Genomic DNA, 15528 nt, shown 5'->3' on the forward strand with positions numbered 1-15528 from the left:
GTCAGCGTCCATGGCGCGGATCGAAGACGTCTCGCAGACCGTCGCCGAGCAGGTTGAAGGCAAGACTCACCAGCAGAATGGCGAAGCCGGGAATAGTGGCCACCCACCATGAATCGAGCAGCACATTGCGGCCGGATGCGACCATGAATCCCCACTCCGGGCTCGGCGGTTGCGCGCCGAGGCCGAGGAACCCGAGGCCCGCGACAGTGAGAATGATGCCGGCCATATCGAGGGTCGCGCGCACGATCACCGACGACGAGCAGAGCGGGACGATATAAAGCAGGAGGATGCGCTTGCGCGAGGCGCCCTGCAAGCGCGCGACGTGAATGAAATCGGCTTGCACGAGCCGAAGCGTTTCCGCCCGCGCGAGGCGGGCATAGGCCGGCCACGCCGTAATCGAAATGGCGATCACTGCGTTGATCACACCGGGCCCCAGTGCGGCCGCGAAAGCGAGGGCGAGCACGATCTTCGGGAAGGCGAGTGCTACGTCGGTGATCCGCATCAGCACGTTGTCCACCCAGCCGCCGAAGAAGCCGGCAGTGGTGCCGATCAAAAGCCCCACCGGAACCACGATCACCACGACGAGGATCGCAATCGAGAGCGTAAGGCGTGAGCCGTAGATCAGACGCGAGAGGATATCCCGGCCAAGCTGGTCAGTGCCGAACCAGTGCGATGGCGAACCCGGCGGCAGCAGGCGGTCGGAGAGGACTTGCTGCAGCGGATCGTGCGGTGACATTAGTGGCCCGATTGCTGCGATGATGATCAGCAAGGCCAGAATCACGAGGCCGAAGACCGACAGCGGATTACCCGCGAAGCGTCGCCAGCGCCGGTAAGCGAGGCCAAGCGCGGCCTGCTTGCGTGACGCGGGCGTGTCGCTCAGCAGCCAATCTTTCCATCGTCGGGGCGCGGCATTCATCGGCCAGTCCTGCGTTTGCATCGATTCATCGGTAGGGGGACGCACGAAAGAGACCTCCGCAATGTCAGCGGGCGCGTGGATCGAACACGCGATAGAGCGCGTCGGTCAACAGGTTGAGCGCGATAAACGTGACGCCAATCACTAGCGTGCTGCCGAGCACGGCGTTCATATCGGCGTTCAGGAGGGCGCCCGTCAGGTACGAACCGATACCGGGCCAGGCGAAGACGATTTCGGTCAGCACGGAGCCTTCGAGCAGATAGCTGTACGTGAGCGCGATCACGGTCAGAAGCGGCACGGCGATATTACCGAACGCGTGGCGCCAGACCACCCGGCGCTCGGGCAAGCCTTTCGCGCGCGCCGTGGTGATGTACTCCTGGCTGAGTTGATCGAGCATAAACGAACGCGTCATGCGGCTCAGATAGGCGACCGAGTAGTAGCCGAGAATGGCTGCGGGCAGCGCGATATGCGAGAACGCATTGAAGAACACGTCCCATTCGCCGGCGATGAGCGAGTCGATCAGCAGGCTGCCTGTGCGCGTATCGACCATGCCGTCGAATACCGGATCGACGCGTCCCGGCCCCGCCACCCAATGCAGTTTCGCGTAGAACAGCAGCAGGCCCATCAGCCCGAGCCAGAACACCGGGACCGAACTGCCGACGAGGCCGACGAAGCGCGCGACGTGATCGATCCAGCGGTTGTGGCGCACGGCGGCGATCACGCCCAGCGGCACGCCGATCAGCACGCCGATGATGGTCGACAGGGTCGCGAGTTCGAGCGTTGCGGGAAACACCCGCTGGATGTCCTCGATCACAGGATGCGCGGTCAGCAGCGACATACCGAGATTGCCATGCAGCACATCGCGCACGTAGATCAGGAACTGCACTGCGAGCGGCGCGTCGAGCCCGAGTTGAAGACGCGCCGCCGCGTAGGCTGCGGCTGACGCGCGATCGCCGAGAATCGCTAGCACCGGATCGATCGGTATTTTGCGGCCGATCACGAACGTGACCGCCAGCAACCCGGCGAAGGTGATGACGAGCGTGACGATCCAGCGCACGAGGCGCAAGGTCCAGCGCACGCTGGCGCTTTCAACCGAAAGCGCGCGCATGCGCTCGAAAGTCGTGAGGCGAGTGGACATGGTAAGTTCCTCGGTCGAAGGCGAAGCCCGGACAGTCTCGCCTCCACCGCAAACGTTACTGCTTCTTCAGATCACGATACGACACGAGGTCGTTGATCGGACCCACCTCGAGACCCGTTACGCCCGGTCGCGCGGCCACCTGCGAGACCTGCTGGAACATGATCACGAAGGGGGAGCTCGCGAGCACCTGCTTCTGCATGGTCTGGTACAGCTCGGCGCGCTTCGCCGTCGACGATTCGGCGAGCGCCGCGTTGGTTTCCTTCGTCAGGCCAGGGATGTCCCATGAATTGCGCCACGCGAGCATCTTATAGGCCGACTTGTCGGAATTGTCGGGATTCCAGGTGAATCCCTGGGCGTTGCTGTGCGGGTCGATGTAATCGGCGGACCATTCGCCGATATAAATGTCATGCGAGCGCGAGCGGTACTTGGCGAGCGTCTGCTTGTTGTCGCCGGGGATGATCTGTACCTTGATGCCGCCTTGGGCAAGGTTCGCCTGCACTGCCTCGGCGATTTCGCTGTACGGGTAGCCGTTACGCACGTCCATCGTCACGGAAAAGCCGTTCGGAAGCCCGGCCTTTGCCAGCAGTTCCTTGGCCTTGGCGACGTTCTGCTGGTAGGGGTCGGTATTCAGCGCGCCGAGGAAACCTTCGGGGAGGAAGGTTTCGTGCACCTTGTAGGTGGTTTTGGCGACGTTGCTCTGAATCCCGTTGTAGTCGATCAGCCACTTCATCGCTTGCTGGACTTCCGGTTTGACCAGATTCGGATTCTTGACGTTCAGGCCGAGGTATAGAAGCGTCGCTTGCGGCACCGCGCTCACATGCGCCTTGCCGGACTTCGTCAGCGCGACGAGATCATCCGGACTCAGGTTGCGCGCCACATCGACGTCACCGTTCTCGAGCAGCAGGCGCTGGCTCGATGCTTCCGGCACGTGACGCAACACGATCCGCTTCATCGCGAGCGGTACGCGATAACCGTCGAAGCGCTGCAGGACGATGCTGTCGTTGGCAGTCCATTTGACGAGCTTGTAGGCGCCGGAGCCGGCCTCGTTCGTGCGCAGCCATTCGTTGCCGAAGTCATTGCCTTTCTGGTGCGTGAGCAGCAACTGCTTGTCCACCACCGAGGCAGGCCACGAACCGAGTACGTTCAGCACAAACGTCGGCGCGTATTTCTGGTCGGTCGTCACACTGACGGTTGTGTCGTCGACCTTCTTCACATTGGCCAGCACGTTGTCTTTGGTCAAACCGATGCCTTGCAGCACGGCCGCCGCGCCTTTATCGAGGAGGACGGTGCGCTGGATCGACCACGCGACGTCGTCGGCGCTCAACGCGTTGCCGGAGTGGAACTTGAGACCTGGACGGATCTTGAACGTGAAGGTCAGGCCGTCGGGGCTCACGGTCCAGGATTGTGCGACATCGCCGTTGAATTTCGATGGGTCTTTCAGGTCGACCCGCACCAGCCGGTCATACGTATTCGCTACATATTCTTCCGGCACCAGTTCGTAGATTTCGCCCGGATCGAGCGTGGTGAATTCGTCGAGGAGCGTGGCCATGACGAACATGTCTTTCGGCGTCGCCGCCGCAGCGGGGACGGCGGCTGTGAACGACAAGGTCAAGGTGGAGGAGATCACCGCCGCCGTCAGTGCATTGCGCAATACCAGTTTCATTGCCGCTCCATAAGGAATGGGTAGAGTCTGTCAGGGAACAACGGATGGAGAAATCGAACGCCATTACATGAGACGCAACGGACCGCTTTCGCTGTTATCGATCAACGGCAGCGCCCGGGAGCCAGGCAACTCGTAATGCCACCATTCGCTCTTGATGTGGATGAAGCCGGCGGCGTGCATGATGCCGAGCAGTAACAGGCGGTTGCGCTGCACGTGCGCGGGCAGGCCAGTATGGAAATGTTCGGACTGGATCGTCATCGCGTCGAAGCCCGTGCCCATGTCGAGTTCGTTGCCGTCAGCGTCGAGCAGCGTCAGATCGATCGCCGTGCCGCGGCTATGGTTCGAACCACGGCCAAGCTCAGCGATGTAGGTCGGGTCGGGCAGAAAATCCCACAGCACCTGTTGCGCCTGGGGCGGACGGTATGCATCGAAAATCCGCACGGTCAGGCCGGCGTTGCGGGCAATCTCCACTGCCTCGCGCAAAGCGGCTTCTGCGGGTTCGAGCAGCAGGCAGTGAGCTTCCTTGTAGATGGGCTTGCCTGTCAAATTGCGCTCGGTGGCATAGACGAGGTCGATGTCCACGCCATGCGTGGCGGCGGTGATTTCGATGAGTCGCGGTTGTGTCATGGCGGGCGCGTTCAGATTCCGGATGTGAGAGGGTTAGAGATCGAACTGGTTGAATTCGCCTTGCAGCTCGCTGCGACGCGTTCGTCGGTCGCGGCCCCCAGTTGAGCAACGATCGCGGTAATCATCAGCAGGTTGAACAGACAGCTGAGCGGCGCCAGCGAGTCCCTGAACTGGCCGACATCGGTTTTGATCTGCAACAAATCGCAATCGAATTCACGAGCCCACGGGCAATAGATGTCGATGGCCAGTGAAACTGCCCGCCACGATGCGCCGCGGCTTCACAGTAGCGGCGCGCGATCACCGGGTAGGCGCGCGTGTCGGTAATGACGAGGTACGGTACGGCGAATTCCGAGTTCAGCGAATCGACGTATGAGCCGGACATGCCGTCGGAGTACAAGACGCGCGGACGGATGTATTCGAGGTAGCCGTTGAACGCGTTGCCGGTGCCGCGGGCCGACTGGATGCCGAGGATATATACGGCGTCCGCTTGGGAGATGCGCTCCGCGATGCGGGCGAACATGGGCGATTGCGCCAACTGGTACACATGCTGGATCGTGTCGACGAGTTGCAGCGAGTGGGTCAGGGCGCTAGTTCGGAGGTTTTCGCCGTTTTTGCCGTGGCGCGGGGCGTTGGCCAACTGCTCGCGCATACACCGGTATTCGTCGAGCCGGTCGGTAATCATCCACTGGCGCCCCTGCGCGCCGCGCAGTTCGCGCTTGAGGTCGTCGAGGCTGCGATAGCCGACGCTGCGCAGGAAACACCCCACGGAGATTCCGCTGGTGGCCGTTTGCTGCGCGATCCGGTCAGCCGTTGCCAGGCCTAGTCGCTCGAGATGCGCCAGCATATAACTGGCAATGCGCTGGGGCGTTGGACTGAGTTCGGCAAAGTGGGCCTCGACGGTCTGTGCGAAAGCGGTCGGCATGTCAGCGCGGATGGATTGATGGTTAATTACCTGTCATATATTTCGTCAATGACATACATCTAACAAAGCCAATAAAGTCAGCGCCAGCTTAAAAAATCAATTGGATGCGCTGTTCAATAGCTTCTGGCCGAGACTTCCGCTCACGGTTCCTCCGCGTGCCTGGGTGGATGCCGTTATTCGATGCCCTCATTCTGTGGCTCCAAAGTTTTGTCCCCTAATGATGACCTGGCGGGGTTTGGATGTCGATCAGCGAAGCCATCCCTGCTCCGGACATGGATAACCATCGACGCGCAGGCCGCAATTAACGCGGGAAGGGCGCCGAGCAAATCCGGTTGTGCGCGTGGACCTTTATCTTCTCTCGCGCAGAGGCAATCGCCTCAAGCCCGCGGCGGTGGAATTCGCCTCGCGGCTAAAGCTGGCAGCTGCGAATCTGGCTAGATAGTCCGGAGCGCCTCATGGCTGCAGGTCATCAAGTGGCCGACAAAGCGAGGAACTTCCTGGCCGAGAATATAGGTCGAATGGCCACTCCATTCCAGTAACGGAGCCGGTGCCTATGACCCTAATGTCATGGCCAGATTCAGATATAGCTTTCGGGCCTGAGCGGGCAGGGCGCTGACGTCTGTTGTGAGATCGGCCTGAGTAAATTCACGTTGCTTCTTTTTGCCTGGCGAATTGCCTTGAGCCCGGGTTTCGGCACCCCGGTGAGTCCGTGAGGGTGCGTTGCCAATGCGCCGGTTATCGCGCTGCGCCTGGATCGCCTGCGACACCTGAAGGACGTGAGCCAGACGCTTGTGTTCAACGATCGCGGCCTGATCGATTTCAGCAAGCCGGTCATATTGCCGGCAGGTCAGTACGCGTCCATCGGCCCTCAGCTCGATACGGCCATCCGGATACTCCCAGACCTCAATGTACCGGTCGATCAGCCTGCGGTGCTCAGGCGTGTCATCCAGCAGGTACAGCACGCGGTCGTACTGCACCGTGAGCGCCTTCGTGACCTTGCGCGGCTCGCGCCACGTGAGTACCAGATCCAGACTCTCGTCAGCCCGTAACGGCCGGTGTGCATCGAACGCGCTGCGCGGCGGCTTCGCGAATCGCGCGTTGTAGGCGGCCATGAAAGAGGGCGCGTAAGCGTTGGCGCCCGCCACCGTGCTGATGCCGCGCAGGCGCAGTTCCTTCACGAGGCGATCCTGCAGTGTCAGGTGCGCCCGTTCCACTCGCCCTTTGGCGGAACTCGAGTTCGCACAGAACGTGTCGATGTTCAGTTCATACATCGCGCGGCCAAAGTGCGTCACGCGATTGCCCGTCCTGCCAGGCGATGGAGCGCGGAATACGCTGGCCTTGTCACTGTAGAACGCGCCGGGCTTGCCATAACGCTCAAGGTAGTCGCGGGTTGCCTCGAAATAGCCGAAGTGCACCGCTCACCGAAACAGGCCCGCCGCGCCCGCGGCTGGTAGACCTTCGGCGGCCGCTGCCGGCGCGGCACCCACAGCCCGGCATCCGTCATCAGCCGGCGCACCGTTTCCTTCGCGAGCCGGATACCGTGGCACTCGTACAGCTTCTCGCAGGCGAGCGTCGGCCCAAAATCCGCGTAGCGCTCACGGATGATGGAAAGCGCCCGATCCGCTGTCGCTGCGTCCAGCCGGTTGTTGCTCGGCTTCGAGCGTCGCCCCGACACGAGGCCACCCGGCCCATGTTCGCGCAGCCGGCCAACCAGCCGCCGGATTGTCGCCTCGTCAGCCCGAGTCGCTCGGCCGCACGCCACGGCATCAGCCGCTGCTCGACGACCGCTTCCACAACCTTCAACCGATCCAGCTCGCGCATGCTCATGGTGATCATCCCAGCATGGTCCACGGCGCTCTCCGGTGATCAGAATCACCACCGAGCATGAGGCGTCCCGAAGACCGGACTGCGACATTTGAACTTTGCCTGGATACGACATTACAACTTAGCCGCTACACACTAAAGCGTTGATAAATTATATTATGTTAAATGCGATACGTGCTTCTTAGAAGCGAGTGTGGCGTCGGACGAAAACGGTGCGTACATCAGCATGGGCTGGTGAAAACGCGCCTCATATTTCTTCTCGAACACTGCGCCGCTGGAAGGCGCGCGACGGGTATGGCGCAGTCCGTGAACAAGCCGCAAGGAGGCTACGGCGGCATTAACGCGCAACTCGAATTCGGACGTATCTGAACGTCGGTCGTCACGCTCGCTCTAGCTCTCCGCCATGCCTTTTTCCGCCAGCTCCTTTTTCGCGCTTTCGTTCTTCGTCAGATGCGTCAGGCCCATGCCCCGCAGAACGTTCGGAGCCTTGGTGAACTGGATATTGCTATAGCCCACGATCTCGATGCGATTGCCCCATGGGTCGCGGAAATCCAGAAACGGCCCGTCGATCGGCTCGACCCCCGCCGCCTTGAGAGCCGCGCGCGCCGCCTGCTTGTCATCCACAACGAGGCCGACATGCCGGCCGTCATCGGCGGGCTGTTTGCGTCCTGCCTGCAACGCGATGAATTGGTCGCCAAGATCGATAAAGGCCATTGTCTTGCTCTTGCCACGCAGCTGAAAATCGAAGATGCGGCCATAGAACGCCAGCGCTTCCTCGATATCGTCGACTTCCAGCGCCACGTGGTTGAAGCCGATGGCGCGAGGCTTTTTGAAGTCAACCATTTGACCCTCCTCTTGCGATAAAGTGGACAGTGCTCGAAGCAACCCGGTTTCAAATCCTGATCGATCTGGAACGATTCCAAGACGTGGTGGAGCAAATCCGATCATAATCCGACCTGCGTCCGGCGATCTTTTATCCCGACGCAGGAATGACCGAATTTGAGCGTGGGGATCAGTTAAACGAGGTACGTTTGAATTAACAGCCCATGAAACAAATCGTGATCACGGGTCATGGCGGACCGGAGAAGCTCCAGATTCGTGAAGCGCCAGACCCGAATCCGCGACCAGACGAAGTTCGCGTGCGCGTCAAGGCTTGCGGCATCAACTTCGCCGATATCCTTGCCCGGCGCGGCCTGTATCCAGATGCACCGCGCCCACCGATGGTCGTGGGTTATGAAGTTTCAGGAATCGTCGACCAACTCGGCAGCGAGGTCGACAAGCAATGGCTTGGCCGGGATGTGTTCGCGCTCGTCCACTTCGGCGGCTATGCCGACACCGTAACGGTTCCAGCATCGCAAGTGTTCGCCATGCCGGCCGCGTTGGATTATGAGCATTCCGTCGTGCTGCCCGTCCAGTACCTCACCGCATGGCAGTTGCTGGTGGTGATGGGCGCGGTGACAGCCGGCGACTCAGTACTGGTCCATAACGCAGGTGGTGGCGTCGGATTGGCTGCGATCGACATCGCACGCCACCTGGGCGCGACGATCTACGGGACAGCAAGTCCCGCCAAACATGCATTCTTGCGCGAACGCGGCCTGAACCACGCTATTGACTACACTCGTGGCGACTGGAGGGAAGAATTCATGAGGCTTACCTCGGGCGCTGGGGCTGAATTGATCATTGACCCTCTCGGCGGCTCCCATTGGAAGAAGAGTTATTCGGCCCTGCGCTCGACAGGCCGTCTCGGCATCTTTGGCATTTCCAGCGCCACCACCACGCAGTTGCCCGGCGCTCTACGCTTGCTCGCACTCGCCGCCGCCACTCCGTGGTTTCATCCGCTCAGTTTGATGAGTCGCAATCGCGGCGTCTTTGGCGTCAACCTGGGGCACCTGTGGCACGAGGTCCCAAAACTGCAAGCGTGGATGAGGTCTCTGCTTGGCGGAGTCGAAGCCGGTTGGATTCGGCCTCATGTCGACCGCACGTTCCCATTCGAACGCGCTGGCGACGCGCATGCCTGGATAGAAGATCGCAAGAACATTGGAAAGGTCGTGTTGAGCGTCGAAGAGCAAAGTCCGCGGACGAGCAGGCGCGCGTAGCAGGAGCAATGTGGGCTTCGCTTCAGGCTTCCCACGTAACGCCTGTTTAAAGCGCCATTCTCTGGAGCGCCGCCTCCGGCATGCATTCTCATGCTAACGATCCTGGCGACCAAGACACGTACGCGTGCCGTGCGATGGAAATCGGCATGCATGCCAGGCTAGACTTGCAGGTCCACGAACGCAAACCCGGCGCCACGCTCCCACTTCCGGCATGAACAGCGTATCGACGACGAACAGCGCGTCCTCGATCATGCACGCGGCATCGAACGGGGCAGGTTCGGGCATGGCAAGCACTTGGGCCTGCAGCGTGCCGATAAAGAAGACCTCATCTGGGGCGAACAGATGATCGAAACCGTGCTCGCTCGACAGATCGAGCGTCGCAGAAAGCATCCATCGTACGTCGACGATGCTGCGGCCAATGCCGGTCTTTCCGCCGACGCGGCCATTGAGCACCGACGCCCCCGAAAGATGACCGGCATGCGCGTGCGTCTGAAGTATCCACTCAACCTCCAGACGTTTTTTCTCGACGAAAGCGACGAGGCGCTCGATCGAATGTGTCGACGTGGCGGCGTCAAAATCGAGAACCGGGTCGATGACGGCGCACGGCGAGCCGTAACCGGCGTAGACAATGTGGCTGACCGTGCCCGCCGAAGGATCGTAAAACGTCTCGACATACGGAAACATCAACGACACTCCTCTGACATGCGCGACGTTCGAACAAGGAAGACTTCGCGGCGCCCCTCGCGATCGCCAGCGTGACCTGTCCATACTCGCACGGCATCCGGCATCCGTCGACGCGCTTCCAGGCAAGCGACAGCGTAGGCAAGATCGAGCGCATGAAAAAGCAGGCTGCGGGAAAAAACCGTTTCCGAATGGAAACAATGGAGGACGAGGCGTGCGAACGCCTGTCGCGCGTCCGTGCGCGAAGCCAGCCAGTCTTGCGCCCTTGCAGGAGTCGGCTCGTCGATATATCGGCCGAACGGCAACGTCATGCAATCCGCAATATGTTGATCAACACCAGACTCATCGCCGCCAACGCGAGTATCGAAAGAATCACCGCAAATGTGACGCGCGGCCCCGCCTTTGAGATGGTTCGCAGATCGGTACCTAAACCCAACGCAGCCATTGAAACGACAGTGAGCGCGCTGCCTGACTGGCTTGCCGGCTGCAACAGCGTCATCGGAATCAGCCCCGTCGCGCGTGTCGCGCCCATGACAACGAAGCCGACGATAAACCATGGCACCAACTTCGTCAGACGAACCATACCGGGCCGGGTCGTCCCGTCGTTGCCCTGCTCTGGCGTTCCTGTGTTCGCATCACGCCTACGGGCGAGCGCCGAGAGGAGCAGCATCACCGGTCCGAGCATAAGCACACGCACCAGTTTGACCAGCGTGCCAATATGGACACTGACGGTTGAGACCGGCACGGTCGCGGCAAACACCTGTGGCACCGCATAAACGGTCATACCTGCCAATGTCCCATACTGCACCGCGTTAAGACGAAGAACCGGGGACAGCAGCGGCAATCCAAGCACTACCGCAACGCCAAGCACCGCCGTGAAGGCGATCGACGCAGCAACATCATCACGGCTTGCGCCGATCACGGGGGCAACAGCCGCAATGGCCGAATTTCCGCAGATTGAATTCCCGCACGCGATCAGCAGCGCCATGCGCCGCGGCAACTTGAGTGCGCGTCCGATTCCGTAGCTGACAAGGATGGCCGCGACGACGATCACGACAATGCCCGAAAGCAACTTGATGCCGGTCGCTTGCAACGCGGCAGCACTAAACGATGCACCGAGCAGCACGACAGAGATTTCCAGCAAGGTTTTAGCGCTGAACGTAATTCCGCGCGTCCAACGCTCGCCTGGCGTCCATATGACGCGGACCTGCGCGCCAACGAGAATCGCGAGCACGAGCGATTCAAGCCACACGTGACCGAATAGGTGCGCTTGCAGCGCTTGCAGCAGCCATGCGATCAAGCACACGCCGATACATAGCGCGATGCCGGGAAACACTCCAATAAGGTAACGAGGCCCAGTCGGATTCTTGCTGCGCAATGCCGGGCGGTTCGGGAAAATGGACGGCATGTCGCCACCGGTGTGTTAGACGGAGTGACTAGGCTATTCATCGTTAGGCGTTCTGAAAAATACAAAATAGGCACCCCCCACTCTGACCTGGAGTTATACCTGACTCGTTTTTCAGAGTCTGGCAGCCTCCTTTTAAGTCGATCGTTTCCCAGAGGAAACAGTATTGCTCGCACAAGATCCTTCAATGGCAAACGAATCGCCGCTACCATTGTGGCCATCGCGTCGGAAGCCATTGATCATCGGATCTCGGACCGAGAATCGGCCACGGCGATATTCGCGGGCTGTTGCAATGAATTTCACTCATCTGTTTGCGTTCTACGAAGTTGCCCGTGCCGGCAGCTTGAGTGGCGGCGCTCGGCGCCTACGGGTGAGCCAGCCCGCCGTTAGCCGCGAGGTCAAGGAACTGGAGGGGCGTCTCGGTGTTCTGCTGTTCGACAGGCTGCCCCGGGGCGTGTCCCTTACCTATGCAGGAAAACTGTTGTTCGGTTACGCGGACCGGATCTTCACCCTCGCCGAAGCGGCGCGATCCGAATTGAAGGAAGTCGCTGGCCTGAGCCCAGAACACCTGAAAATAGCTGCGAGCGCAACGCTCGGTGTGTATCTCGTGCCGCAGATGATCGCCGAATTCACGACGCTTTATCCGAAGGTCGGCATCGAACTGACTGTGACCAATACACAGGAGGTCATAAGCGGCCTCGGTAACGGCGAGTTCACGCTTGGTTTCATCGAGGGTCCATATGACGAAGCACGCCTGCATGCGCAATATATTGGCTCCGACGAAATCGTACTCGCAGCCGCGCCGGCATATCGGCAAAACAACGGGCCACTGCTTGCACGCAATCTTGCAGCGCAGACGGTAATCCTGCGCGAACCGGGGTCGGGTACGCGAGCGGTAGTCGAATGCGCGTATCAGCGCGCCGGGCTCGAGATGATATCTTCGATGTCGGTGAGCGACACCGAGGCCATCAAGCGCATGCTTGTCGCGCAACAGACCATGGCCTACGTATCCTCACTCAGTATCCGTGAGGAAATCGCTCGTGGCGAACTGCGCACACTGGAAGTGGCCGACATGCGAATAGAGCGTGCGCTGAATCTCGTCTGGCTCAAGGGGCGCTCGCTCTCGCCGTGCAGTCAGGCTTTCTTCGAACTCGCCCGCGAGCATACGGCGAATGCCAAAGGCCGATTCCCCGTCACGCTGAACGTCGCGCATCTGCATTCCTGACGCGGATGTGCATACCGCTCGCTCCCTTGTCATTGCAAGGCTTCCTCCTGTTGATGTGGCAAGTGAAGTATCGATCCTCACGTGGGACGCAAGCCGTATTCTGCAGCGCTGCCTTCGGATTGGCGGTCATCCACCCCGCTAACGAACCAGCTTGCCGCCCTGAAACTGTTGAACGATCATATCGACGACGGCACGTACGCGTGCCGTTCGATGAAAATCAGCATGCATGCCGAGCCAGACATCGTAGGCACTCTCTACATCGGGGAGCACGCGTACGAGATCAGCGATGACATCACCTATATAGGCCGGCAATTCCCCGATACCCACCGCGCCTTGTAAGGAGGCGACGAGCGCGAGAATCGAGTTCACCTGCACGCCCGGCACCCGCAGTCTGGGGCGCAGCGCGTGCAGCGGCGGAAACCAGCGTATCCCGTCGCCCGCGACGAGCGCTACGAACTCGTGCGCAATGAGATCGCCGATGTCACGCGGCGTCTCGAAGTTCGCCAGGTACGCTGGACTCGCATACAGGGCAGTCGTCAGTCCGGGCAAACGACGCACGATTGCGGACGCCTGCTCAGGCCGTACGTTACGCACGACGATGTCGTTCTCGCGTTGCGCGAGCCGGGAAAACGCCGAGGCGATATCCACTTCGATGTGAATCTCCGGGTACGCGCGACGCACTGATGCAATGGCCGGTATCACATACCCGGTGCCCAGCACATCCGACGTGCCAACACGGACCACACCGCTCAACGACGTATCTGCACCGCCCGCGCGCCGCTCGAGTTCCAGCGCACTGCTCTCCATCTGCATCGCGACGTCGATCAGTGCATCGGCTGCGTCTGTCGGCAAATAGCCGCGGGGCGTGCGCAGAAATAGCCTCGATTTCAGTTCATGCTCCAGCGCCGCGAGTTGACGGCTGACCGTGGGCGGATTGCTGTTCAGTTCGCGGGAAGCCCCCGCAAGGGTGCGATGCCGATAGACGGCAACAAAAAACCGCAATCTGTTCCAGTCCATAAGTTCAATCCCCAGACGAGCGCGTCGACCAGTCGTTTCAATAATGGAATCCAGCATTACCAAACCGACCATTTATGCAAGTATCGCCGGAAACTAGACTGCCGGTGTTCTTGTAAACAAGAGGTAGATGATGGATCTGAAACTGTCTGGAAAAACGGCGCTCGTGCTAGGCGCATCGCGCGGAATCGGGCTGGCGAGCGCAATCGAACTGGGACGCGAAGGGGCGAACGTGATGATCGCGTCGTCGAACGGTGGCCGTCATGCGCACGCGCTTGCGCAACTACGCGATGCGGGCGTGCCGAACGCGGACGCGATCACCGTGGATGTACGGCGTCCCGACGACGCGTCGCATGCGATCGCCGATACCATCGCCCGCTTTGGCTCGCTCGATGTTCTCGTCAACAACGCCGGAGGTCCGCCCTTCGGCTCGTTCGACACGTTCGACGATGCCGCGTGGCAGCAGGCGTTCGATCTCAGCTTCATGAGCATTGCGCGCTTTACACGCCTGGCGCTGCCGCATCTGCGCCGTTCCGGCGAGGGCCGCGTGATCAATATCGTCAGCTTTTCGGTGCGGCACGCGGTGCAAGGATCGATACTGTCTACGAGCATGCGCATGGGTGTAGTCGGTCTCGCCAAGCTGCTGTCACGCGAGGCGAACGGAAATGGCATCACCGTCAACAACGTGGCGCCGGGACTGATACTAACCGACCGTATCCGCGAGTCGTCGCTCAAGCGGAAACTCGCTGATGGCAAAAGCGAACAGCAGGGGCTGGCGGAATTGGCCGAAGACGTACCCTTGCGGCGCCTCGGCCGCCCTGAGGAACTCGGCGCGCTGGTCGCGTTTCTGGCGTCTCCCCGCGCAAGTTATATCAACGGCGCAACGATCCAGGTCGACGGTGGCCTCGGCAACGGCATCCTGTGATCCGCGCGGGCGGCGCGCTACGGCGTGCTGCGCCATTTTGTTCAGCGTTCCGCAACACGAAAACTGCCCTCAAAGCGGTCTAGAATGGATTCATTGTTTCACCAAGGAAACGATCGCCATGATCGACCTCAATGATCTGTATTATTTTTCGGTCGTGGTCGAGAAACGCGGTTTTTCCGCCGCGGCCGACGCGATCGGGATTCCCAAGGGCACCCTTAGCAAACGCTTGCAGGCGTTGGAGCGGGCGCTGGGACTGCGCCTCGCGAACCGCACGACGCGCAAGTTCTCGCTCACCGAGGCAGGCGTGGACTTCCACGCGCACTGCCTGCGCGTGATGAACGAAGTACGCAATGCCGAGCAGGCCGCGCAAGCGCGCCTAACGGAGCCGGTCGGACGCGTGCGCATCACGTGCGCGGCTGGCATCGTCCGCATGGCGCTCGATCAAGTGTTGCCGCCGTTTCTCGTCATGCATCCGAAAATCGACATCGATCTGCTGACCTCCAGCCGCTATGTCGACATCGTTGAAGAAGGGTATGACATCGCGCTACGCAGCCATACGGAGCCGTTGCAAAGTTCCTCGCTGATTGCACGCCCCGTCGCTCAAACGCGCGTTGTGCTCGTCGCGAGCGCCACGCTCTTCGCGAACGGACCGCCCACCGAACCGCATGAGCTGAATGGCGTGTCCGGCATGCAGCTGGCGCGTCGCGATAGCGACAGCACGTGGTTGCTGCATGGGTCGAACGGCCGCACCGCGACCGTTTCATATCACCCGAGGATTCGCTGCAACGACGCGCCGCTCGCGAAGTTCGCCGCCCAGGCGGGGCTAGGCGTCGTCGCCCTACCCGCGCCGATGTGCAAGGCAGAACTCGCGGACGGCCGGCTCGTGCGTGTCTTGCCAGACTGGCACATTCCACGCGGCACGCTCAGTGTCGTCTTTTCGTCGCAACGCGGCATGACGCAAGCAATGCGCGTGACCGTCGACTATCTCGCGGAAGCATTGCCCGCCTTGATGAACGACTGAGTCCCTTCGCAAGCAATCCTTCATTCGAGCGCATAAAAGTCGCGCGGGCCCGATTGCGTCGCTATCCCTGTCGT

Annotated in this window: 12 protein-coding genes and 3 pseudogenes; 4 read left to right on the top strand and 11 right to left on the bottom strand. The window is 60.8% G+C overall.

The window, feature by feature from the left end:
• Position 1 precedes the first annotated feature (1 nt).
• The 8 genes and pseudogenes from nikC to QFZ91_RS03405 form a co-directional block, all read right to left on the bottom strand.
• Complete coding sequence (gene nikC, locus QFZ91_RS03370; RefSeq protein WP_429566644.1) at positions 2–916, bottom strand: nickel transporter permease; 915 nt, start codon at positions 914–916, stop codon at positions 2–4.
• A gap of 64 nt (positions 917–980) precedes the next feature.
• A complete protein-coding gene (locus tag QFZ91_RS03375) occupies positions 981–2051 on the bottom strand; it encodes an ABC transporter permease (protein ID WP_429566234.1) in 1071 nt (356 codons plus the stop codon).
• Between the two features lie 55 nt (positions 2052–2106).
• Positions 2107–3714, bottom strand: coding sequence for an ABC transporter substrate-binding protein (locus tag QFZ91_RS03380; protein ID WP_429566235.1), 1608 nt, complete (start codon positions 3712–3714; stop codon positions 2107–2109).
• Between the two features lie 63 nt (positions 3715–3777).
• Positions 3778–4341, bottom strand: a complete 564-nt coding sequence (ddpX, locus tag QFZ91_RS03385; RefSeq protein ID WP_429566236.1) for a D-alanyl-D-alanine dipeptidase — start codon at positions 4339–4341, stop codon at positions 3778–3780.
• Positions 4342–4374: 33 nt separating this feature from the next.
• A pseudogene (locus tag QFZ91_RS03390) lies at positions 4375–4900 on the bottom strand (MurR/RpiR family transcriptional regulator); the annotation flags it as partial.
• Between the two features lie 83 nt (positions 4901–4983).
• Positions 4984–5263, bottom strand: a pseudogene (locus QFZ91_RS03395) (MurR/RpiR family transcriptional regulator); the annotation flags it as partial.
• Positions 5264–5814: 551 nt separating this feature from the next.
• Positions 5815–7090, bottom strand: a pseudogene (locus QFZ91_RS03400) (ISNCY family transposase).
• Between the two features lie 387 nt (positions 7091–7477).
• On the bottom strand, positions 7478–7930 hold the full coding sequence (locus QFZ91_RS03405) for a VOC family protein (RefSeq protein WP_429566237.1): 453 nt from the start codon (positions 7928–7930) through the stop codon (positions 7478–7480).
• A gap of 203 nt (positions 7931–8133) precedes the next feature.
• Here QFZ91_RS03405 and QFZ91_RS03410 point away from each other — a divergent pair, with 203 nt between their 5' ends.
• Positions 8134–9183: a synaptic vesicle VAT-1 family membrane protein gene (locus tag QFZ91_RS03410; RefSeq protein ID WP_429566238.1), complete on the top strand. Its 1050-nt coding sequence runs from the start codon at positions 8134–8136 to the stop codon at positions 9181–9183.
• Between the two features lie 93 nt (positions 9184–9276).
• On the opposite strand, the gene QFZ91_RS03415 is transcribed toward QFZ91_RS03410, so the two are convergent.
• Positions 9277–9867: an MBL fold metallo-hydrolase gene (locus QFZ91_RS03415; protein WP_429566239.1), complete on the bottom strand. Its 591-nt coding sequence runs from the start codon at positions 9865–9867 to the stop codon at positions 9277–9279.
• A gap of 304 nt (positions 9868–10171) precedes the next feature.
• Positions 10172–11272: a YeiH family protein gene (locus tag QFZ91_RS03420; RefSeq protein ID WP_429566240.1), complete on the bottom strand. Its 1101-nt coding sequence runs from the start codon at positions 11270–11272 to the stop codon at positions 10172–10174.
• Positions 11273–11456: 184 nt separating this feature from the next.
• On the opposite strand from QFZ91_RS03420, the gene QFZ91_RS03425 reads away from it, so the two are divergent.
• Positions 11457–12494 carry a LysR substrate-binding domain-containing protein gene (locus QFZ91_RS03425; RefSeq protein ID WP_429566241.1) on the top strand — a complete coding sequence of 346 codons (1038 nt, stop codon included), beginning with the start codon at positions 11457–11459 and terminating at the stop codon, positions 12492–12494.
• 138 nt (positions 12495–12632) lie between these two features.
• Here QFZ91_RS03425 and QFZ91_RS03430 read toward each other — a convergent pair whose 3' ends face one another.
• Positions 12633–13583, bottom strand: a complete 951-nt coding sequence (locus tag QFZ91_RS03430) for a LysR family transcriptional regulator (protein ID WP_429566242.1) — start codon at positions 13581–13583, stop codon at positions 12633–12635.
• A 55-nt stretch (positions 13584–13638) separates the two neighbouring features.
• On the opposite strand from QFZ91_RS03430, the gene QFZ91_RS03435 reads away from it, so the two are divergent.
• On the top strand, positions 13639–14433 hold the full coding sequence (locus QFZ91_RS03435; RefSeq protein ID WP_217910546.1) for an SDR family oxidoreductase: 795 nt from the start codon (positions 13639–13641) through the stop codon (positions 14431–14433).
• Positions 14434–14551: 118 nt separating this feature from the next.
• A complete protein-coding gene (locus QFZ91_RS03440; RefSeq protein WP_429566243.1) occupies positions 14552–15454 on the top strand; it encodes a LysR substrate-binding domain-containing protein in 903 nt (300 codons plus the stop codon).
• Positions 15455–15528: the final 74 nt, after the last annotated feature.

Origin of the sequence: Paraburkholderia sp. JPY419 (assembly GCF_050435705.1) — a bacterium.
GTDB classification, from domain to species: Bacteria; Pseudomonadota; Gammaproteobacteria; order Burkholderiales; family Burkholderiaceae; genus Paraburkholderia; species Paraburkholderia youngii.